The following is a 22,688-nucleotide window of genomic DNA, read 5'->3' on the forward strand; positions in this document are numbered from 1 at the left end:
GCGGTGGCCCGGCGGCGGAGCCCAACGTAGCTGCCGGAAGGCCGAGTTCGCGGGCGGCCGACGCCGTCGTACGCGAGGCCCAGGACCGGGCCGGGCCCGGTCGACGGCGCCCGGTCCGGCCGCTCCGTGCCCCGCGCGGGAATCCGTGTGCGTATCCGGAAGACAATTGACAAGGTGGTGCCATGACCCCTCAGCACGACGACACCGCAGGTCCGGACGGTGCGCCCGATCTGCTCACCGTTCCGCTCACCGAGTCACTGCTGCGCGGCGCCCTCGACGTGGAGCGCACCGCGCACGGGCTGCTGCCGCACCGGCTGCCCGCACGCGCCCGCGCGCAGTTCTCCGATCCGCGGATCTCCCTCGCCGAGTCGCAGCCCTCCGGCGTGCGGCTGGCGTTCCGCACCCGGGCCACCACCCTCGAACTGGACACGCTGCGCACGAAGATGGCGTACGTGGGCGCGCCGGAGCGGCCGGACGGCGTCTACGACCTGGTGGTCGACGGGCAGCTCACCGCGCAGGCGTCGACGACCGGCGGGAACATCCTGCTGCTGGACATGACCGCGGGGACGGCCGAGACGAAGCCGGGAGAGCCCGGCACGGTGCGTTTCGCGGGGCTGTCCGACGGCACCAAGGACATCGAGATCTGGCTGCCGCACAACGAGGTCACGCAGTTGGTGGCGGTGCGCGCGGATGCGCCCGTGGAGCCGCAGCCCTCGCGCGGCGCCCCGGTCTGGCTGCACCACGGCAGTTCGATCAGCCACGGTTCGAACGCCGCGAGCCCGACCAGCACCTGGCCGGCGCTGGCCGCCTCGCTGGGCGGTGCGGAGCTGGTCAACCTCGGTCTGGGCGGCAGTGGGCTGCTCGATCCGTTCACCGCCCGCGCGATGCGGGACACCCCGGCGGACCTGATCAGCGTCAAGATCGGCCTCAACCTCGTCAACAGCGACCTGATGCGGCTGCGCGCCTTCACCCCGGCGGTCCACGGCTTCCTCGACACGATCCGCGACGGCCACCCCACCGCTCCGCTGCTGGTGATCTCGCCGGTGCTCTGCCCGATCCACGAGGACACCCCGGGCCCCAGCGCCCCGGACTTCGAGAACCTCTCCGACGGACAGTTGCAGTTCAAGGCCACGGGCAATCCGGCCGAGCGGGCCGCCGGCAAGCTGACGCTGAACATCATCCGGGAGGAGCTGGCCCGTATCGTGCGCCAACGCGCCGCCGGGGACCCGCGGCTCTTCCTCCTCGACGGGCGGGAGATGTACGGCGAGTCGGACTTCGCCGAGCTGCCGCTGCCCGATCAGCTCCACCCGGACGCCGCCACGCACCGCCGGATGGGCGAGCGGTTCGCGGCGCTGGCGTTCGGCCCCGGCGGCGCGTTCGCCGGTGCGGGGCGGCCCGTCGGCACGGAGTGAGCGACGGGCGGCACCGTCAGCGGTGGGGAGCGGGGGACGGCGGGGTGGCTGCGGCGCGGCCGAAAATGCCTGTTCCGGGGTGGCGTGGGCCCGGATCCGGTTCACCAACGGTCGGCTTCGCGTCACCGAATGCGACGTGAGCCTCCTGCCATTGACACCCGCTCACGTGTTGATCAATCATCACTGAGGTCACAGGAACGAGCTTTCGACTCATTCCGCCCGATACCGACCCCCGCACCAGCGGTGCCACGGCGACGGAGCACGTACGTGGCGGGCGGACACCGGCCGCTCGTTCCCGCCGGTCCCGTTTCCGGCGGACCGGAACCGGCGCCGCCGCCCGCCACCCGGCACGCCGGGCCCACGGGCCGGAGCCACCGCCCCCTCGGAGCGCCACCGACCGTCCCTCTCGACGCGACACCCGCCGGCCTCCGCCCCCTCCCCCACAGCGGAAAGAGATGGTTTCCCGGTGACACAGACCTTCGCTCATCGCCACAGCGGCCCCTCCGATGCGGTGCGGCCCTCCCGCGGCGGGGCAGCCGTGCCGGGAGAGGGGGTGCCGCGGCCGCTGTCGCCCTCGCAGCGCCGCCTGTGGGTGCTGAGCCAGCTGGAGGGGGCCGAGGACGCCTACAACGAGCCACTCCCCTACCGGCTGCGGGGCCCGCTCGACACGGTGGCGCTGCGCCGGGCGCTGGATGCGATCGTGGCGCGGCACGAGATATGGCGCTCCCGCATGGTGGCCATCGACGGCGAGACGTACCAGATAGCGGCGCCCGCCGATGCCGGATTCCCGATGGTCACGCTCGATCTGTCGGACGAGAACCCCTCGGAGGAGCGGCTCGCCGAGGTGCTGCGGGCGGAGTCCGCCGTCCCGTTCGACCTGAGCACCGGCCCGCTCGCCCGGAGCCTCCTCGTCCGGCTCGCGCCGGAGGACCACGTCCTGATGGTGACGGTCCACCACATCGTGATCGACGGGGCGTCCCAGATCATTCTGATCAACGAACTGAACGCGCTCTACGCCGCGTTCCTGGCCGGCGGGGACGATCCGCTGCCGCCGGTGTCCCGGCAGTTCGCCGACCACGCGGCCGATCAGCTCGACCGGGTGGCCGATGCGGAGGTCGTCGCGCAGGAGGCGTACTGGCAGGAGCGGCTGGCGGGCGCGCCGCCTGTGTTGGAGGTGCCCACGGACCGGCCGCGCCCGCCCCGGCAGGACTTCACCGGTGACCAGGTCACGCTAGGGCTGGACGAGAGGACGACCGAGGCGCTGCGGCGGGCGGCGCAGGAGCAGGGCGCCTCGCTCTTCGCCGCCGTGCAGAGCGGCTGGGCGGTGCTGCTGTCGCGGCTGTCCGGTCAGACGGACATCGTTGTCGGCATCCCCAGCGCCAACCGCCGCGGGCGGGACGCCGACGACGTCATCGGGTTCTTCGCCAACACCCTTGCGCTGCGCAGCGATCTGTCCGGCGACCCGACCGTCGCCGAGGTGCTGCGCCGGGCCCGCGCCGGGATCCGTGGCGCGCTGATCCACCAGGAGCTGCCGCTGGAGCGCGTGGTGGAGCTGGTCAACCCGCTGCGCAGCAGTGCCCACACCCCGCTGTTCCAGACGACGCTCTCCTGGACCCCGGCGATCGGCACCCTGCTGGAGCTGCCGGGCCTGAGCGCGGAGAAGCTGAAGCTCCCCTTCATCGCCGCCAAGTTCGATCTGATGCTGATGGTGACCGAGGAGGACGGCTGCCTCTCCGGCCATCTCGACTACGCCACCGCGCTGTTCGACCATGCGACGGCGGAGCGGTACGCCCGGTATCTGGAGCGGGTGCTGACCCAGATGGCCGCGGCGCCCGAGCGGACCATCGGTGAGCTGGAGCTGCTGGACGACGCGGAGCGCCGGTGGCTGCTGGACGACTGGGACGCGACGCACGGCGACGGCGCGGTGCCGGTCGCCGCGCCCGCCGCGCTGATCGCCCGCTTCGACGCGCAGGTCGCGGCCCGCCCCGACGCCACGGCGGTGGAGTGCGCGGGGCAGCGCCTCACCTACGGGGCGCTGGCGCGGCGGGCGGAACGGCTCGCCGCCGCGCTGGCCGCCCGCGGGGTGCGGCCCGGGCAGGTCGTCGGACTGCACGCCGGGCGGACGCCGGAGCTGGTGGTGGGACTGCTCGCCATCCTGAAGGCGGGCGCCGCGTTTCTCCCGCTCGACCCCGGGCAGCCGGACGCCCGGCGCGCCGCGATGATCGCGGACGCCGCCCCGGCGCTGGTGCTCACCGACCGCGCCGACGCGCCCGAGGACCATCTGGACCTGCGGACCGTCGAGGCGGCGGGCGACCCGGAGAAGGCGCCGGTGGTGACCACGGCGCCCGAGGATCTGGCGTATGTCCTCTACACCTCCGGTTCGACCGGGCGGCCCAAGGGCGTGGCGGTCACCCACCGCAGTGTGCTGAACCTCTTCGACACCTGGCTGGACCGGTTCGGGCCCACGCCCGGTGAGGCGACGTCCGCCTGGTCGGGCATCGGCTTCGACGCGATGGTCCACGAGCTGCTGCTGCCGCCGACCACCGGCGCGGAGCTGCACCTCGTCCCCGACGGACTCCGCGGCGACCCGGACGCGTTGCTGCACTGGATGCGTGACCACCGCATCGTCCAGGCGTTCCTGCCGCCCGCCTACGTCCGCTGGATCGACGAGGCGCCCGGCGAGCGGCTGGCCGGGCTGGCGCTGCGGCAGCTGCTGACCGGGGTGGAGACGCTGCCCGAGAAGGCGCTGTACCGGATGGTGGAGGCGCTGCCGGGGCTGCGGATCTGTTACGGCTACGGGCCGACCGAGGCCACGACCTACAGCACCGCGTACACCGATCCGCAGCCGCTGGAGCGGTCGTGTCCGATCGGCCGGCCGCTGGGCAACACCCGGCTCTACCTTCTCGACGCGCGGATGCGGCCGGTGCCGCCGGGTGTGCCGGGTGAGGTCTGGCTCGGCGGCGCCTCGCTCGCCGCCGGGTACCACGGCCGGCCGGATCTGACCGAGGAGCGGTTCCGGCCGGATCCGTTCGTCCCGGGTGGCCGGATCTACCGCACCGGCGATCTGGCGCGGCGGCTGCCCGACGGCAACGCGGAGTTCCTGGGCCGCGGCGACGACCAGATCAAGCTGCGTGGCTTCCGGATCGAACCACGCGAGGTGGAGACGGCGTTGCTGGCGCTGGACGGGGTGCGGGAGGCGACGGTCCTCGCCGACCGGGACGACGCCGGTGAGCTGCGGCTGGTGGCCGCCCTCGGCCGGGGCGACGCCGCGCCGCGCCGCGCCGACGAGTGGCGCACCGCGCTCGCCGACCGGCTGCCCGACCACATGATCCCGGCGCTCTTCGTGGAGTTCCCGGTGCTGCCGCTCAACCGCAGCGGCAAGGTGGACCGGGAGGCGCTGCTGGCGGCGGCGCACGCGGCGCCGTCGCAGGTGAACACCGCGGCGCCGCGCGACCACGTCGAGCTGGCGCTGCACCGGATCTGGCAGGGCGTGCTGCTGCGTCCGTCGATCTCGGTCACCGACAGCTTCTTCGACATCGGCGGCACCTCCGTCTCCGCCATCAAGGTGGCCTCCGCCGTCCGCGAGGAGTTCGGCCGGACACTGCCCATCCGCGACCTGCTGAGCCATCCGACGATCGAGGCGCTGGCCGGGCGGCTGCGCTCCGACACGTCCGGGCAGCCGGGGAGCAATCTGATCGAGTTCCGGCCGGGTGCGGGTCGGCAGCGGGTGGTCTGTGTGCACCCGGCGGGCGGCACCGCCTTCTGCTATCTGCCGCTGGCCACCGCGCTGCCGCCGGAGACGGGTGTCGTCGGTATCCAGTCGCCCGGTCTGAACGCCGGGGAGGAGCCGCTGCCGTCGGTGGAGGCGATGGCCGAGGAGTATCTGCGGCTGATCGAGGTGCGCGAGGACGAGACGCTGGTGCTGTGCGGACTGTCGTACGGCGGGCTGGTCGCCCATGCGATGGGGCGGCTGCTGGCGGCGTCCGGGCACCGCGGGGTGAGCGTGGTGCTGCTCGACACCCGCTCCAGCGACGATCCGGAGGTGCGGGCGGCCGTCACCCCTGTGGACGCCGACGAGTTCCGCGCGAAGCTGGTGCGGTTCAACGGGATGTACCCGGGCATCGAGGACGCGCAGATCGACCGGTACTTCCGGATCTACAACCACAACCGGATGACCGCCCGCGACTACGAGGTGCCGTCGACCGGTGCCCGGCTGGTGTTCGTCCAGGCGGCCGAGGAGGACGAGGATCCGGCGGCCGTGCGGGAGTTCTGGGAGCGGCGGGCCGGCGGCGGGCTGGTGACCGAACCGGTGAGCTGCGGTCACTGGGACATCCTGGAGGGCGACCAGCTGCCGCGGGTGGCGGAGCTGATCACCGCGGAGCTGGCACGGCTGCCGCGACCGGCGCCGCCGACCGCCCCGGACGCCGAGGGCCTCACCTCCCCCGCCGGAGGTGCGGCGTGACCGGATCCCCCCACGGGCCCGCGGCGGACCGCGCGCCGGAAATATCTGAACTCCCCGAAGAAGAAGGTCAGTTGATGCCAGGACTGGCACAGGAGGTGCACGCCCGGGCGGTGCGCACCCCCGAGGCGGCAGCCGTGCAGGACGGTGCGGTGCTGTTGGACTACGCGGCGCTGGACGCGGCCGGTGCCGCCGTCGCGGACGGGCTGCGCCGCCACGGGGTGCGCCCCGGGCAGGCGGTGGCGGTACAGCTGCCGCGCTCCTGGCAGCTGATCTGCGTGATGCTCGGCATCCTGCGGCTGGGCGCCCAGGTCGTCCCGCTGGACGCCCAGAGCCCGCCGGAGCGGCGCCGCCACATCCTCACCGACGCGGGCGCCGTCGCCCTCGTCCACGGCCCGACACCGCCCGAGGTACCGCCGGGCGTCCGGCCGCTGGACGCGGACGGGCTGCTCGCCGCGCGGGACCGCTTCCCGGCGCCGCAGGAGCCGCCGGCCGCCGCCGGGCCGGTCGCCTTCCTCTTCTACACCTCCGGAACGACCGGTCTGCCCAAGGGCGTCGAGGTCCCCGGCGCCGGGGTGCGGCGCCTCGCCCGGCCCGAATTCGTCCGCACCGCACCGGGCATGCGGTTCGGCTGCCTGTCCAACCCGGCGTTCGACGCGCTGACCTTCGAGGTGTGGACGCCGCTGCTGACCGGCGGCTGCTGTGTGATCGTCGGCGATGCGGACGTCCGCGACCCGGAGCGGCTGGCGGCGACGCTGCTGCGGGAGCGGATCGAGACGCTGTTCGTCACCGCGGCGCTGTTCAACGCCGTGGTGGACACCGCGCCCGGCTGCTTCGCCGGCGCCCGGCAGGTCCTCATCGGCGGCGAACAGCTCAACGCCCGCACCGTACGCCGCTGGTACCGCCACAACCCGGACGCCGCCACCCGGCTGATCAACGGCTACGGCCCGACCGAGACCACCACCTTCGCGGTGTCGTACCCCGTCCCCCGCGACTTCGACGGCGAGGTGGTGCCCATCGGGCGGCCGCTGCCGGAGACCGGTGCGGTCGTGGTGGCCGCCGACGGGACGCGCGCCGCGGCCGACGGGGAGGTCGGCGAGGTGTATCTGTCGGGCTCCGGGGTGGCCGCCGGGTACCGCAACCTCCCCGAGGAGACGGCGCGCCGCTTCGTCCGGCTGCCCTGGTACGACGGCGGGCGCACCGTCCACTACCGCAGCGGCGACCTGGTGCGCGCCGGCGCCGACGGGCTGCTGACGTACGTCGGGCGCGCCGACCGGCAGGTGAAGGTGCGCGGCTTCCGGATCGAACCGGGCGAACTGGAGCGGCAGCTCACCGCGCATCCGGCGATCCGGCGCGCGTATGTGTGCACCCGCCGCTCCGGCGCGGACGGCCCGCACGAACTGCTGGCGTTCCTGGTGCTCGACGGGGAGCTGTCGTACGAGGAGTGCGAGCGCCACCTCGCGGACGGGCTGCCCACCTATATGCGTCCGCACCATCTCTTCCTGGTGGACGCGGTGCCGCTGACCGCCAACGGCAAGGTCGACGAGGCGGCGCTGCTGGCCCGCGCCGACCGGCCGTGGCGGCGCACCGCGGAGACCCCCGCCGCCGAGGTCACGCCGTGGCAGCGGGAGGTGCTGGAGCTGGCCGGTGAGGTGCTGGGGCTGGCGGACCCGCGGCCGGACGACCGGTGGATCGCGGCGGGCGGCGACTCGCTGAAGGCGCTGCGGTTCTGCTTCGCGGCGCGCCGCCGCTGGGGCTGTGAGCTGGACCGTTCGCTGGTGCTCGGCGGGGATCTGGCCGCCGTCGCCGAGGCGGTGGCCGCCGCCCGCGACACCGGGGAGTCGCCGTACCCGCCGGTGGCGCCGCCCTCGGGCGCGCGCCGTGCACCGGCCACCGCCGAACAGCAGCGCCTCTGGCTGCACCAGCGGCGCCACCCCGCCTCCCGTGCCTACCACGTGGGCCAGGCGTTCCGGCTGGACGGCGCGGTCGACGCGGCGGCGCTGCGGCACGCGGTGCGGCAGCTGGTGGTGCGTCATCCGGCGCTGCGGACCGGTTTCGAGGCGACGCCCGAGGGGCTGCGGCAGCGCGTCGGCGACCCGTACGACCCGTGGACCGATCCGGGCGACCCGCCGTCGGGCGAGGCGGGCCGCCGTGCCTTCGCCGCCCGGTACTTCGCCGAACCGTTCGACCTGGCCGAGCCGCGGATGCTGCGCGCCTGCCTGCTGCCGGACGACGACGGCGCGGTCCTGCTGCTGCAGCTGCACCACATCGCCGTCGACGGCTGGTCGCTCAACGTCCTCTTCGCGGACCTCTCGCAGGCGTACGCGGCGTACCCGGGCGGGGCGTCCGCGGCGCCGGAGGCCGGGTACACGCCGCTCGACCACGCCCACTGGCAGGCGGAGTGGTTCGCCCGCCCCGCCTACGCCGAGCGCCGTGACGCGCTCGCCGCGCACCACGCACAGGCGCGGTCGCAGGGGCCGGGCGAGCGGCTGCTGCCCGCGCGGCGGACGCCGTTCCCCGAGGCGCAGCTGCTCCACACCCGCCTGGACACGGTGCGCCGCACCCATGTCGACCGGCTCTGCGCCCAGCTGGGTCTGACCCGTTTCCAGGTGCTGCTGGGCGTCTTCGCCTGGAGCCTGTACGCGGTGACCGGCCGCACCCGGCCGCGGATCGCGGCGCCGGTGGCGGGCCGTCCGGTGCCCGAGTTCGCGGACGGTGTCGGGATGTTCGCCAACACCGTGCTGCTGCCGCTGACCGTCGCCCCCGCCGAGGAGCTGCGCGCCCAGCTGCTGCGCCAGGGCGCGGAGGTGGCCGCGGTCCTGGACCGGCAGGACGTGGCGTTCTCGGACGCGCTGGACGCGCTGACCGGTGCGTCCGGCGCGGACGACGGTGCGCCGTTCGATGTGCTCTTCGTCCAGGAGAACACCGACTTCGAGGCGTTGCGGCTGCCGGGCTGCGCGGCCCGCCCGCTGTGGTGGCCGCCGGCCGAGGCGAAGTGCCCGCTGACGTTCTCCGTCGTGGCGTACGCGGACGGCCTGGAGTGCGTCTGGGAGTACGCCACCGATCATTTCGACGCCGACGAGATCACGGCGCTGGACACCCTGCTGCGGCGGGCCCTGGACCTGCTCGCCGACGCGGGCGCCCACACCCCCGCCGAACTGGCCGCCCCGCACCGCGCCCTCCTGCCCGACCACGGCCGCGGCCCGCAGGCCCGTCCCGCGTTCACGACGGTGGCCGAGGGCTTCGCCCGGCAGGTGGCGCGCACCCCGCACGCCCCGGCCGTCGACGACGGTGAGCGGAGCGTCGACTACGCCACGCTGGACGGGTACGCGGCGGCGCTGGCGGCCGAGGTGCGGGAGGCGTTCCCGGTCGCGGAGGGCGCCCCGGCGCGGGTCGCGCTGTATCTGGAGCCGTCGCTGACGCATGTGGTGGCGCTGCTGGCGCTGGCCCGGCTGAATCTGACGGTCGTACCGCTCGATCCGGCGTATCCGCCCGCGGCGTTGCGGCAGATCCTCGACCGCGCCGCGCCGCTGTGTGTGCTGGTGCCGCCGGGGGGTGCGCCCGGTCTGGACGCGGTCGATCCCGAGGGCCGGGTGGTGCGGCATCCGGTGATGCTGCGGGCGGGCGGCCCGGGGGCGCCGGTCGCGGCGCACGACGGGGCCCGGCCGCTGTACACGCTGTTCACCTCGGGCTCCAGCGGCACGCCGAAGGGCGTCCAGGTCTTTGACCGGACGCTCTGCAACCTCCTCGCCTGGCAGGCGGACGCGGGCGGTCTGGGCACGCCCGCCGTCACCCAGCAGTTCTCGATGCTCTCCTTCGACGTGTCGTTCCAGGAGATCTTCTCGGCGCTGTGCGGCGGCGGCACGCTGCGGCTGATCGGCCCCGGGCTGCGGCAGGACGCGCCCGCGCTCCTCGCCCAGCTGGAGGCGTCCGGCGCCGAGCGGATCTTCCTGCCGTACGTGGCGCTCCAGCTGCTGGCGGAGCACGCCGTCCACCTGGGCCGGTATCCGTCGCGGCTGCGCGAGATCGTCACCGCGGGCGAGCAGTTGGTGTGTACGGAGGCGATCCGCCGCTGGCTTTCGGGGCTGCCCGGCGCCCGGCTGTTCAACCACTACGGGCCGACCGAGACGCACGTGGTCAGCGCCCTGTGCCTCGACGGGGACCCGGCGTACTGGCCGGAGCGGCCGGCCATCGGACGGCCGGTGGCCGGTGCGGTGCTGCGGGTCGTGGACGGCGACGGGCGGCCGGTGCCGCCCGGCTGCCCCGGCGAGCTGCTCATCGGCGGCACCATGGCGTCCCGCTGCTACCTGGACACCCCGGAGGCGGACCTCAACGCCGAGCGGTTCACCGAACTGCCCGGCGAGGGGCTGTTCTACCGCAGCGGCGACCGGGCCCGCTTCGACCGGGACGGGCTCCTGCACTACCTGGGCCGCGACGACCAGCAGATCAAACTGAGCGGGCACCGGCTGGAGCTGGGCCAGGTCGAGGCGGCGCTGCTGCGGCACCCGGAGATCACCAACGCCGTGGTGGTGGCCGACGGCGCGGCGCTGACCGCGTGCTTCGAGTGCCGTGGTACGCCGCCGGACGCCGCCGCCCTCACCACGCATCTGGCGGCCCTGCTGCCGGCGTACGTCCGTATCGCCCGCTTCCGGCGGCTGACCGCGCTGCCGCGGACGCCCAGCGGGAAGCTGGACCGGGCGGCGGCGCTGCGCGCGCCCGGTGAGGAGGTCGGCGGCCGGGCGGCGGACGCGGCGCCGCGCTCCCCGCGCGAGGCGGAACTCGCCGCGCTCTTCGAGGAGGTGACCGGCCGCCCGATCGAGCCGGACCGGACGTTCTTCGACGCCGGGGCCTCCAGCCTGACCCTGATGCGCTACCACCTGCGCTGCACCACGGAGCTGGGGCTCCGCTTCACCGTCGCGGACCTCTTCGCCCACGTCACGGTGCGGGCGCTGGCCCGGTTCCTGGACGGGGCGGGGGCGGCGGCCACAGCGGCGCCCGCCCCGGCCGCCGCGGCTCCCGTCCCGGCCGCCGCCCCCGAGCCGCCGGAAGCCCTCCCCGCGGCCGAGCCGATCGCCGTCGTCGGGATGGCGGTCCGGCTGCCCGGTGCGGTGGATCTCGCCGCGTTCTGGGAGCTGATACGCACCGGCGGCCGTGGCATCGAGGACTTCGAGGCCGCCGAGGGCATGGTCGGCGCGCGCAGCATGATGGACGGGCTGCTCGCCTTCGACCCGGAGCACTTCGGTCTCAGCCGTGCCGAGGCCCGGCTGATGGACCCGCAACAGCGCCATCTGCTGATGTGCGCGGCGCAGGCCCTGGCGCACGCCGGCATCGCCGACCCGGCGACCGGTCCGCGCACCGGCCTGATCGCGGGCGCGGGCGAGAGCACGTACTACCGCACGATGCTCCAGGAGGGCGATCCGGCGGCGCTGCCGGACGCGTTCCGGCTCTCGCTCCACCACGAGAAGGACTATCTGGCCACCAAGCCCGCCTACCATCTGGGGCTGACCGGCCCGGCGTTCACCGCCCAGGCCGCGTGCGCCAGTTCGCTGGTCGCGGTGCATCTGGCGGCCGGGCTGCTGCGGCAGGGCGACGCGGACGTGATGCTGGCCGGCGGGGTGCTCGTCGACGCCACGCTGCGCGAGGGCTACCGCTATCAGCCGCAGCACATCTTCTCCGCCGACGGCCACTGCCGTCCGTTCAGCGACGGTGCGAGCGGCACCGTCGGCGCCAGCGGCGTCGGTGTGGTCGTCCTCAAGCCGCTCGCACACGCCCGGCGCGACGGCGACACCGTCTACGCGGTGCTGACCGGCTCCGCGGTGAACAACGACGGTGCCGACAAGATGGGCTACAGCGCACCGTCGCCGACCGGGCAGCGGGACGTGATCCGGGCGGCCCTGCGGCGCAGCGGCCGCACCGGCGCCGACCTCGCGTACGTCGAGGCGCACGGTACCGGCACCCGGCTCGGCGACCCGGTCGAGATCGACGCGCTGCGCCAGGCGTTCGACGTGCCGGAGTCCGGCCGCACGGCGCTGACCTCGGTCAAGAGCCAGCTCGGGCATCTGGGCGCGGCGGCCGGTGTGGTGGGCCTGATCCGCGCGGTGCTCGGTGTGCACCACGGGGTGATCCCGCCGCACGCCGATTTCCGTGCCCCGAGCCCGCACATCGACCCGGACCCGACGCCGTTCCACTTCCCGACCACCGCACAGCCCTGGCCCGCCGACCGGCCCCGGGTGGCGGCGGTCAGCAGCTTCGGCATCGGCGGCACCAACGCCCATGTGGTGCTGGAGGCACCGCCCACGGAGGCGGACGCCACCGGGCCGGACGCGGCGGACGGCGCGCTGTTCCTCTCCGCGTCGAGCCCCGCCGCACTGCGCGCCGACGCCGCGCGCATCGCCGACCATCTGACGGACCGTCCGGAGACCTACGGCGCCGTACTCCGGCATCTGCGGTCCGGGCGCCCGCAGCGGCGCTGGCGGGCGGCCGCGGTCTGCCCGGACGCGGCCGCCGCGGTGCGGTGGCTGCGCGGCGTGGAACCGGTCGCACCCCCGGAGCCCTCCGCCGGGGCACCTGTCGCGGACGGCCCCGACCCGCAGGACACGGTGGCCGCCTGGCTCACCGGCGCCCCGCTCCCCGCCCGCCCCGGCCCGGCCCCGGCACCGTGGGACTTCCCGCCGCCCGCCTTCGACCTGGCGGAGTACGACTTCCCCCGGGCGCGCGCGGAGGACGGCGGACGGGCCCCGGACGGGCACGCCGCCGAACGCCAGGAGCAGTCCGCGGCCGACGCCACGGGCCACGCCGATTCCGCCGTCCCTCCGCGCCTGCCCGAGGCCGAGTGGTTGAGCCAGCCGCACTGGGTGCGGTGGCGGCGGGCCGCTCCCGGCTGCCGGGAGCGCACCCTGCGACAGCTGGTGCTGGTCACGGACGGGCCGGTACCGGACGCGGTGCCGCCGCAGCTGGCGGCGGCGTACTCCCGGGTGGTGCGGGTCGGCACCGGGGACGCCTTCGCCCGCCGCGGCGACGACGCCTTCGAGGTCGATCCGGCCGACCCCGCCGCCTGGCGCAGCCTGCTCGATGTGCTGGGCCCGGAGGCCGACGGCGGCACCGACTGGCTGCACGCGCTGCCGCTGGGCCTCACCGGACCGGTCGGTGCGGCCTCCCTGGCCCGGGCCGAACGCGCGTGTCTGGACGCCCCGGCCGCCCTCGTCCAGGCGCTGGCGGACACCCCGCCCGCGCTCCGGCCGCGCCTGTGGTGGCTGTCGTACCGGACGCAGCCGGTCCACGGCTCCGTCGAACGGCCGGAGTCGGGGCTGCTCACCGGGATCGCCACGGTCGCCGGGCAGGAGGGCGCCGCCGACGGCCGGTGGCTGGATCTGCCCGCCGCCGACCCGGCCGAGTGGGCCGGACCGCTGGCCGCGCTCCTCACCTCGGCCACCCCGCGCACCGCCCTGCCCGCGCAGTTGGCGCTGCGCGACGGCCACTGGTGGCACCAGGTCGTCGTGCCGGTCACCGCGCCGGAGCCGGCGCCCGAGCTGCCCGAGGGCGACCACGTCGTCCTCGGTGGCACCGGCGGCATCGGGACGAGCATCGCCGCGTGGCTGCTGCGGCACACCGCGGGCCGGGTGCTGCTGGTCTCCCGGCGGCCCCGGCTGCCGGAGGCGCTGGCGTCCTGGGCGGAACGGGTCGAGCTGATCGAGGCGGACCTCGCCGACACCGGCGGCCACGGCGGGCTCGTGGAGGAGATCGCCGCCCGCGCCACGGGCCCGGCCACGGTGGTGCACGCCGCCGGGGCCGCGACCGGCGGGCTCGTCGTGCGGCGCCCGGCCGGGGTGGACGGCCAGCGGGCCAAGCTGCACGGTGCGCTCCTCGTCGAGCGGCTGGTCGACCGCTGTGCCCCCGCGCTCGTCGTGCACTGCTCGTCGATGTCGGCGCGGCTCGGCGGCGTCGGGCAGTACGACTACGCCGCCGCGGCGGGCCTGTTGGACGCCTTCGCCCACCACCGGCCCGGCGCCACCGCGCGGATCGCCCTCAACTGGGACGTGTGGCGGGAGACCGGGATGGCGCTGCGGGTCCCGGCGGGCGACGCCCGTCACCGTGCCCATCTCTCCGTCGGTCTGACCGTCGAGGAGGGCAAGCGGGTCTTCGGCCGGGCCGTCGCGCTGCAACTGCCGCAGCTGCTGGTCTCCACCACGCAGATCGAGGCGTCCCGCACCTTCTACGCCGGGCCCGTCCCGGAGACCACCGGCGCTTCGGTACCGGCCGGCAGCCCGGCACCGGCCGTCCCGGAACCGGCCGCTCCCCTCCCCGCGGACCTGCTCGCCGACTGGCTCCGCGACTGGCTCGACGCCGACCCGCTCGACCCGGACGCCCCGCTGTACGACCTGGGCGCCGACTCGCTGACCCTGCTCGACCTGATCGGCGTGGTCAAACAGCATTACGGCGTGGAGCTGGACCTGTCGTGGTTCGGGCCCCGGGCCAGCCTCAACGACCTGCTGGCCCACCTCGATCAGGACACGGCGTCCGAGGCCGCCGCGGCGGACCCGGTGGCGCTCGACGTGTGGCAGGAGGGCACCGGACCCGAGGTGGTGTGCCTGCTGCATCCGGTGGGCGGCGACATCCAGGCGTACCGGTCGCTGGTCTCCGCGCTCGACGACCGGGCGACGGTCTGTCTGATCGCGGACCCGGCGCTGCGCGACCCGGACGCGGCCACCCCGGCGCTGGACGAGCGGGCCCGCCGCTATTACGCGGCGCTCCGGGCGCGGTTCGGCGATGCCACGGAGCGGCTGCACCTGGTCGGCTGGTCGTTCGGCGCCTGGACCGCGGTGGGCATCGCCGCGCTCGCCGAGGCGGCCGGGCACCCGGTGTCCGGCGTCCATCTGCTCGACCCGCCGCCCCCGGGCTCCGGCCCGGGCTTCCAGGGCTACGACGAGCAGCAACTCGAAGCGGTCTTCGCACACGAACTGGGCTCGGTGGACGGCGCGTTCACCGGCGAGGGGCAGGCGTACGCCCAGCGACTGGCGCGGTGCTGCCGGGCCAACCTCGCCTCGATGGCCGACCACCGCCTGCCCCGGCTGGACCGGACGCCCGCCCGGATGTGGCTGGCCGAGCACCCGGCGGAGGGCCTGCCCGCGCCGCTGCCCGCCGCCGCGCACCGGGAGCTGTGGCGCGACCATCTGGCGCTGCCCGGCGACTGGCACTCGCTCCCCACCGACCACTACGGGATCGTCCGGCCCCCGCACACCCGGGCCGTCGCCGCCGCACTCCATGCGGCGCTGGACGCCCGTCCCTGAACCATCCTCCGTCCGCCCTACCGTCCCTCCACCGAAGGAAGCAGACATGGAGCAGTACGAACTCGACGCCATCGAGCGTCTCGTCACCCGGCCCGCCCGGGAGTACCGGACCATCGAGGTCGCTCCGCTCACACAGGTGATCGGCGCGGAGGTGTCCGGCGTCGATCTGTCCGAGGAGCTCCCGGACGATCAGCTCGCCGAGATCAGGACGGCCTTCCTCGACCACCACGTCCTGGTGCTGCGGGATCAGGACATCAGCCGCGAGGACCATCTGCGGTTCGCCTCGCACTTCGGTGAGCTGCGGCCGGTGAACCCGCCGCCGCCCGAGGGCGATCCGCACATCCTGGAGATCGTCACCACCCCGGGCGCGGAGGACGTGGCGGGCAACGCCTGGCACGCGGACGGCACCGCCGACCTCGAACCGTCGCTCGGCTCGATGCTGCACGTTCTGGAGACTCCGGAGGGCACCGGCGGCGACACCCTCTTCGCCAACATGCACCTCGCGTACGACCTGCTCTCCCCGACGATGCGCGAACTCCTCGACGGGCTGACCGCGGTCCACGACGGGCGGCTCGCGTTCGGGGACCGGCCCATCCCGAAGGGGCACATCACCGCGCGGAACGAGCACCCGGTGGTGGTCCGCCACCCGGAGACCGACCGCAAGCTGCTCTACGTCAACCCGATCTACACCCAGCGGATCCCGCAGCTGTCGGCGCAGGAGAGCCGGGCCCTGCTGGACATGCTCTACCAGACGGTGTCGGGGCGGCCGCTGCTCCAGTGCCGGGTGCGCTGGGAGCCCAACACCCTGGTGTTCTGGGACAACCGCTGTGTGCAGCACCATGTGTCGTACGACTACTACCCGCTCGCCCGCTACGGGCGCCGGATCGCGATCAACGGCGGCCCGCTCAAGGGCTGAGGCACGGAGAGACACCCCCTGGGGCGGGGCCGGTTCCCGGCGCCGCCCCGGCGGGGGCTCAGCGCTCCGTGGCGCCGCCCGGCCCGGTGAAGTCCGGACTGCCGAAGTCCGGACTCGCGAAGTCCGGGCTGGCGAAATCGGGCGCGCTGTAGCCGGGGCCCGTACGGGGCGGCTCCTCGCCCGGCGACGCGTCCGTCCCGGGCCGCGGCTCTCCCGCGGCCTCGCCCAGCCGGACCCGCAGGAAGGGCATCAGCCCGCGTTCGAACAACGCCTCCTGATAGGCCGTCAGCGCGTGGGCCACCTCGGCGTCCGCCGCCGAACGGCTCCTCGCCGACGGGCGGTTGCGGGCCGCGACCACCACCATCCACAGCAGGCCGCAGAGCGTCGCCACCGCCGCGACCGCGGCCGCGATCTCCCCCGCGAAGATCAGCTCGTCGGCGAACTGCCCGCGCAGCCCGACGCCCCGCAGCAGGAACCCGAGCAGCAGGAAGATCGCCGCCGCCACCCCTGCCAGCCCCGGCACGAGCACACCGAGCGCGGGCAGCACGCCGCCGGTGGCCCCGCTCGACGGACGGACCGCCGGACGGGCCGGGCGGGCCGGACGGGGTGCGGGACGAGCCTCGGCGAGGCGGCGGTAGGTGCGGCACTCCTGCTCGGCCGCGGCGGCGATGACGGCGACCGAGCTCAGCGCATCGGCGCGCAGTCGCCCGGCGTCGGGGTCGCCGCCCGCCCGGCGCAGCCCCTCGGCCATCTCCCGGGTGGCCAGCGCGCGGTCCAGCAGCTGCGGGAAGTCCGCCTCGTCCGGCAGCCGGAACATATCGGTCGTCGTCACATCAACCCCCGTGGTCGGTGCGGTCGGAAGGGTGGTGCGGGGTCTCTCGTCAGCCACCGCCGGTCCCCCGGTCGGTGACGGGCACGGCTGCCGGGGCGGAGTCGCCGGACGCGGTGGGGCGGCCGGCTCCCGTCGCGGGCAGCGGGTGCGCGGTGGCGGCGGCCGGGCCGCCGGGCTCGGAGGCCGGGGCCGTTGCGCCGGGCGCCGGGGCCGGGCCGGTGGTGGCGCCCGGGGCGTGGAAGGCGGCGTAGGGCTCGGCGGACCCGGGCGGCGGCCCGGCTCCGGTGTCGTCGCTCTTCATCGCCTTGGTCTCGCTCTTGAGGATCCGCAGGGACTTACCCAGCGCGCGTGCGGTGTCGGGGAGTTTGCTGGAGCTGAAGAGCAGGATCACCACGATCCCGACGACCAGCAGGTGCCAGGGCTCCAGTGCGTTGCGCAGCATCGCCGCCGCCTCTCGGATTGCCGGGTCGCCGGTGGACCAGCACCGGCATTTACTTGCTACATTGCGCAACTATACAACTCTGGGCGGGGGATGAACCGCCTTCCCCGCAGGAAAAATCCGGGCAATTGAGGGTGCACACGTGACAGGCAGCCATTCCGCACGCGACGGACGCCGCAATGGGGACAACGCCGCCCGGGGACGGCGCAGGCGCAGGCGCAGCAAGGCCCGGATAATCGGGGTGACGTCCGCATCCTTCGTGGTCCTGGTGGCCGCCGGGGCCGGCTGGCTCTACCACCGGCTGGACGGCAACATCACCACGTTCGGCGCCGACGGCGTCAGCCGCGACCGCCCCGCCGCCAACACCGGCGGCAGCAACGTCCTGGTCATCGGCTCGGACTCGCGCTCCGGAAAGAACAGTGAACTGGGCGGCGGCGAGGGCGACGTGGGCCGCTCCGACACCGCGTTCCTGCTGCACATCTACGGTGACCAGAAGCACGCGCTCGCGGTGTCCGTCCCCCGCGACGCCCTCGTCGACATCCCGCCCTGCAAGCTCCCGGACGGCTCCTGGACCCAGCCACGTACCAACGCGATGTTCAACACCGCGTTCACCGTGGGCGAGACGGCCGAGGGCAACCCCGCCTGCACCCAGAACACCGTCGAGAAGCTGACCGGGGTGCGCGTCGACCACACGGTGGTCGTCGACTTCAACGGCTTCGCGAAGATGACCGAGGCGGTCGGCGGCGTCCCCGTCTGCGTACCTCAGGACCTCTACCAGGGCGATCTCAACCCGAACCTCGGCCACCGCGGCAAGCGGATCTTCACCAAGGGCCAGCAGACCGTCGAGGGGCAGAAGGCGCTGGACTACGTACGGCTGCGGCACGGCATCGGCGACGGCTCCGACATCGGCCGCATCAAGCGGCAGCAGGCGTTCGTCTCCGGGCTGATCCGCAAGATCAAGGAGCAGGGCGTCAACCCCACCACGCTGCTGCCGCTCGCCACCGCGGCCACCGAATCCCTCACCGTCGACCCGGAGCTGGGCAGCGCCCAGAAGCTGCTGTCGTTCGCGATGGGGCTCAAGGACATCGATCTGCACAACACCGCGTTCGTCACCGTGCCCTGGCGCTATCAGGGCGCCCGGGTCGCGATCGTGCACCCCGCCGCCGACAACCTCTGGGCGGCCCTGCGCGCGGACCGCACCATCGACGGCAAGGACGCCGCCGGGGCGGGCGGCGGGAAGAAGCACGACGAGCCCACCGCGCCCGCGTCCGAGAAGCCCGTCTCCGGCGCCGGGATCGACGTCACCGTCCTCAACGGCACCCACAGCAGCGGACTGGGCTCCCGCGTGGCGGACACCCTGCGGTCGTCCGGCTTCACCGTCCTGTCCACCTCCACCGCGCCCTCCCAGGACCACCTCACCACGCAGATCTCCTACGGCCCCGGGCAGGAGGAGCACGCCCGCACCACGGCCCGGCTCTTCCCCGACGCGGAACTCCACGAAGGGTCCGCGCCCGGCGTCACCGTCACGCTGGGCAACTCGTACAGCGAACCGCCCGAGGGAGGCGCCACCTCCTCGCCGCCGGCGGACGGCAAGGTGCCCACGGAGGTCTCCGACGACGCCCGCACCGCCGACGACGACGCCTGCGCGAAACTGTCGTACGGCTGACGGGGTATGCGGGCCCGGTACGTGCCGGTCAGCGGGTGTCCGGCACGTACCGCCGCCGGGCCGCGACCAGCGCCGTCCCGTACAGCGCGAGGACGGCGGCGAGCAGCGCGTAGTACAGCAGTGGCGGGGCCGCCAGGCCCAGCGGCGGTCCCAGCGGGGAGAGCGGCAGCAGCAGACCGATGACGGCGAGGACCGCCGCGGCGCACGAAACCGGGCCCGGGCGGCCCCGCACGGTGAGGTGTCCGGCGCGCAGCAACAGCATCACCAGCGCCTGGGTGAAGAGGTTCTCGGTGAACCACGCGGCGTGGAACACCTCCTCGCCTCCGGCGCCCGCGGTGTGCAGGGCGATCCCGAGGGCGGCGAACGTCGCCACGTCCGCGGCGGCGTTGATCAGCCCGAACACCGTGATGAACCGCAGGAAGGCGCGCGGCCGCAGCGCCGCGGGCCCGCGCAGCACGCCGTCGCCCGGCCGGTCCAGCGCGAAGGCCAGCTGGGCGGCGTCGAAGCAGAGGTTCTGCACCAGGACCTGCGCGGGCAGCATCGGCAGGAACGGCAGCAGCAGCCCGGCGCCGAGCATCGCGAGGACGTTGCCGAGGTTGGACGAGAGGGTGATGCGCAGATACGCGGCGAGCGAGCCGCTGCTGTACCGCCCGGCGGCGACGGCCCGGCCGATGGCGGTGAGTTCCTTCTCCGCCAGCACCACGTCGGCGCCCTCCCGCGCCACCGTCACCGCACCCCGCGGCGTGATGCCGACATCGGCGGCGTGCAGCGCGGGAACGTCGTTGACGCCGTCGCCGAGGAAGCCGGTGACCTGCCCGGACCCGCGCAGCGCGGCGACGATCCGGGCCTTGTCGGCGGGGGCGCAGCGGGCCACGACGGTGGCACCGTCGACGGCCGCGGCGAGCGATGGGCCGTCCAGCTCCGCCAGCGCCGCGGCGGTCAGCACCTCGCCGGGGTCGAGGCCCAGATCCCGGCAGACGCGGGCGGCGGTGCCCGGGTGGTCGCCGGTGAGGATCTTGACGCGGATGCCGCGCCGGGCCAGCACCCCGAGCGCGTCGGCCGCCGACGGGGCGAGCGCATCGCGCAGCGCGACGAAGCCGAGGAGGGTCAGCCCCCGCAGATCGGCCTCGCGGTACTCGCCGGTGCGGGCGGGGCGGTCCGCTACGGCGACGGCGAGCAGCCGCAGCCCGTCGTCGGTCTCCCGCGCCACCCGGGCGAGCAGCTGCGCCCGTCCGTCGTCGTCCAGTTCGGTGTCCGTGCCGTCGCTGCGCGCCCGGGCGCAGCGGGCCAGTACGTCCTCGGCGGCGCCCTTGACGACGAGGGTGTGGGTGCCGAGCGCGCCGGGGCGGCGGACGACGGCGGCGGCGATCCGCCGCACCGGGTCGAAGGGGAGCGCCGCGATGCCGTCGTGGGCGAGCGGGTCGGCGCCCGCCTCGTCGGCGGCGGTCAAGATGGCCTCGTCGAGGGTGTCCGGGGCGGGCAGTTCGGCGAGTTCCAGGGTCCAGAAGCTGGCGACGGCGGCCCAGCGCAGCACGCCGGGGTCGGGGCGGCCGCGGGCGTCCACGGCGTGTTCGACCAGCGGCCGGTCCTGGGTGAGGGTGCCGGTCTTGTCGAGGCAGAGCACCTGCATCGCGCCGAGGTCGTGGAGGGCGGGCAGCCGTTTGACGATCACTCCGCCGGTGCGGGCGAGCCGGGCGGCGCCGCGGGCCAGCGTCGCGGTGACGACGACCGGCAGCATCTCCGGGGTCAGGCCCACGGCGACGGCCACCGCGAACGGCAACGTCTCCAGGCCCCGCCCGCGCACCGCCGCGTTGGCCATCAGCACCAGCGGCGGGGTCAGCAGCATGAAGCGGATGAGGGTCCAGGCGATGCCGTGGACGGAGCGGTCGAAGGCGGTCTCGGCGCGCCGCCGCCCGAGGGCGCGGTAGGAGGCGGCGAAGCGGGTGTCGGAGCCGGTGGCGACGACCAGTCCGGTGCCGCTGCCGGAGGCCACGCTGCTGCCCTGGAAGCACAGGTGCGGCCCGTCACCGTCGCCGTCCGGCGGATCGTCGACGGGGTGTTTGGGCACCGGGGTGGACTCGCCGGTCAGCGACGCCTGGTGGACGGTGAGTCCGCTCGCCCGCAGCAGCCGCAGATCGGCGGGGACCAGATCGCCCGGCCCCAGCCGCACCACGTCGCCGACGACCAGCTCCTCGACGGGGATCTCCCGTACCCGGGGCGGGGCGTCGCCGTCCGGGCGCCGTTGCACCGTCGCCGTGGTGGCGACCATCTCGCGCAGCGCCGCCATCGCGCGTCCGGCGTGCGCCTCGCCGGAGGCGCGCAGCACACAGCTCACCCCGACCAGCACGGTGATCACGCAGGCGGTGCCCCAGGACGCCACGGCCGCCGAGACCAGGCCGAGGCAGAGGAGGACGGCGGTGAACGGGTCGCGCAGGCTGCGCAGGAAGCGGCGCGGCCAGGACGGGGTGTGCCAGGCGGGGACGGTGTTCTCGCCGTCGCGGGCGAGCCGGGCGTCCGCCTCGGCCTCGGTGAGGCCGCGCGGTCCGCTCGCCAGGCGGCGCATCAGCTGGAGCGGGGTGAGGGCGGCGTCGCTCCCGGCGCCCAGGGTCGCATCGGCGGGCGCCGGCCGGGGACCGGGCAGCCGGCCGGTACCCGGTGCCGCGTCGGTCTCAGCCACCGAAGCGGCGGGCGCCGGACGCGTGCTGCCCGCCGCGGTCGGCGAGCCGTCCGACGAGCAGCCGGACGACGGCCACCACATCGGGGTCGTCGACGAGATAGACGACACGGCGGCCCTCGCGGCGCGAGCGGACCAGACCGGCCAGTTTCAGCTTGGACAGGTGCTGGCTGACGGCGGGCAGCGCACCGCCGACACGCTCGGCGAGCCCGCTGACGTCGCTCTCGCCCTGGGTCAGTGCCCAGACGAGGTGCAGCCGCGGCGGCGAGGCCAGCAGGCCGAACATCCCGGCCGCCTCGGCCAGCACCTCGGCGGACGGATCCACCCCGCCACCCTCGATGCCCCTTGTCACTGCCGTCTCCGTCCCCCTGGGCGTATCCCTCGTACCGAAGGGACAGTCTAGAGCCGCCGGGCGAGGCGGCACCGGGCGGTGCAACGTCGGTGCAACGCGGCGGCGGGTTGGCTGAAGGCGCGGGTGCGCGCGGGAGCGGTCCCGCGGTGACGGACGGGAGGACCACGGATGGACGAGGCGGCGAGCGGGCCGGAGGGTGCGGTGGCGCGGGTGGCGGTGACGGAGGCGGCCGCCGGTCTGCTGCGGCGGCTGCGGGCGGCGCACGGGCCGTTGATGTTCCACCAGTCCGGCGGGTGCTGCGACGGCAGTGCGCCGATGTGCTTCCCGGCCGGGGAGTTCCGCACCGGCGCGTCGGACGTGCTGCTGGAGCGTCTGACGGTGGCCGGGGTGGCGGAGCCGGTGGAGTTCTGGATGGCGGCCGACCAGTTCGCCCGCTGGCGGCACACCCGGCTGATCGTGGACGTCGTCCCGGGCCGGGGCGGCGGCTTCTCGCTGGAGGCGCCGGAGGGGGTGCGGTTCCTGATCCGCTCGCGGCTGCTGGAGGCGGAGGAGGAACGGCCGGGCGGCCCGGAGGCGCCCTAGGCGGGCGCCGGGCGTGCGGCTGCGGACATGGCGAGACCCCGCGCACGGGGGATGACGCGGGGCCTCACT

At 75.0% G+C, this 22,688-nt stretch carries 9 protein-coding genes and 1 pseudogene; 6 read left to right on the forward strand and 4 right to left on the reverse strand.

The genetic code is table 11. The features are described from left to right. Positions 1-182: 182 nt before the first annotated feature. From ACZ4U4_RS15435 to ACZ4U4_RS15450, 4 genes are all read left to right on the forward strand, one after another. Entirely contained in the window at positions 183-1,412 is a 1,230-nt protein-coding gene (locus tag ACZ4U4_RS15435; protein ID WP_467873694.1) for a GDSL-type esterase/lipase family protein, read from the forward strand. A gap of 466 nt (positions 1,413-1,878) precedes the next feature. Continuing rightward, the gene (locus tag ACZ4U4_RS15440) at positions 1,879-5,874 is read left to right on the forward strand and encodes a non-ribosomal peptide synthetase (protein ID WP_467873697.1); all 3,996 of its coding nucleotides are present in this window, start codon (positions 1,879-1,881) and stop codon (positions 5,872-5,874) included. 74 nt (positions 5,875-5,948) lie between these two features. Then, the gene (locus tag ACZ4U4_RS15445) at positions 5,949-15,158 is read left to right on the forward strand and encodes an amino acid adenylation domain-containing protein (protein WP_467873699.1); all 9,210 of its coding nucleotides are present in this window, start codon (positions 5,949-5,951) and stop codon (positions 15,156-15,158) included. Between the two features lie 46 nt (positions 15,159-15,204). After that, complete coding sequence (locus ACZ4U4_RS15450; protein ID WP_467873701.1) at positions 15,205-16,074, forward strand: TauD/TfdA dioxygenase family protein; 870 nt, start codon at positions 15,205-15,207, stop codon at positions 16,072-16,074. A gap of 58 nt (positions 16,075-16,132) precedes the next feature. Here the strand turns inward: ACZ4U4_RS15450 and ACZ4U4_RS15455 are convergent, their stop codons facing one another. Next, entirely contained in the window at positions 16,133-16,906 is a 774-nt protein-coding gene (locus ACZ4U4_RS15455; protein ID WP_467873703.1) for a hypothetical protein, read from the reverse strand. Positions 16,907-17,057: 151 nt separating this feature from the next. Then, positions 17,058-17,348 (reverse strand): annotated as a pseudogene (gene tatA / locus ACZ4U4_RS15460) (Sec-independent protein translocase subunit TatA); the annotation flags it as partial. 139 nt (positions 17,349-17,487) lie between these two features. Here tatA and ACZ4U4_RS15465 point away from each other — a divergent pair. Then, a complete protein-coding gene (locus ACZ4U4_RS15465; protein WP_467873706.1) occupies positions 17,488-19,011 on the forward strand; it encodes an LCP family protein in 1,524 nt (507 codons plus the stop codon). Positions 19,012-19,039: 28 nt separating this feature from the next. Here the strand turns inward: ACZ4U4_RS15465 and mgtA are convergent, their stop codons facing one another. Both mgtA and ACZ4U4_RS15475 read right to left on the reverse strand, forming a co-directional pair. Further along, a complete protein-coding gene (mgtA, locus tag ACZ4U4_RS15470) occupies positions 19,040-21,688 on the reverse strand; it encodes a magnesium-translocating P-type ATPase (RefSeq protein WP_467873709.1) in 2,649 nt (882 codons plus the stop codon). Beyond that, positions 21,681-21,971: an ArsR/SmtB family transcription factor gene (locus ACZ4U4_RS15475; RefSeq protein WP_391642655.1), complete on the reverse strand. Its 291-nt coding sequence runs from the start codon at positions 21,969-21,971 to the stop codon at positions 21,681-21,683. Before ACZ4U4_RS15475 ends, mgtA begins: the two co-directional genes overlap by 8 nt. A 234-nt stretch (positions 21,972-22,205) precedes the next feature. Here ACZ4U4_RS15475 and ACZ4U4_RS15480 point away from each other — a divergent pair, with 234 nt between their 5' ends. Continuing rightward, on the forward strand, positions 22,206-22,619 hold the full coding sequence (locus tag ACZ4U4_RS15480) for a DUF779 domain-containing protein (protein ID WP_467873711.1): 414 nt from the start codon (positions 22,206-22,208) through the stop codon (positions 22,617-22,619). Positions 22,620-22,688 lie beyond the last annotated feature (69 nt).

Source organism: Streptomyces sp. NPDC029159, assembly GCF_055564055.1.

What these genes read in the sequence shown, in the direction of transcription:
- ACZ4U4_RS15435 (WP_467873694.1), top strand. Translation starts at nt 183, where the DNA reads ATGACCCCTCAGCACGACGACACCGCAGGTCCGGACGGTGCGCCCGAT.
- ACZ4U4_RS15445 (WP_467873699.1), top strand. Translation starts at nt 5,949, where the DNA reads ATGCCAGGACTGGCACAGGAGGTGCACGCCCGGGCGGTGCGCACCCCC.
- ACZ4U4_RS15450 (WP_467873701.1), top strand. Translation starts at nt 15,205, where the DNA reads ATGGAGCAGTACGAACTCGACGCCATCGAGCGTCTCGTCACCCGGCCC.
- ACZ4U4_RS15475 (WP_391642655.1), bottom strand. Translation starts at nt 21,971, where the DNA reads ATGTTCGGCCTGCTGGCCTCGCCGCCGCGGCTGCACCTCGTCTGGGCA.
- ACZ4U4_RS15480 (WP_467873711.1), top strand. Translation starts at nt 22,206, where the DNA reads ATGGACGAGGCGGCGAGCGGGCCGGAGGGTGCGGTGGCGCGGGTGGCG.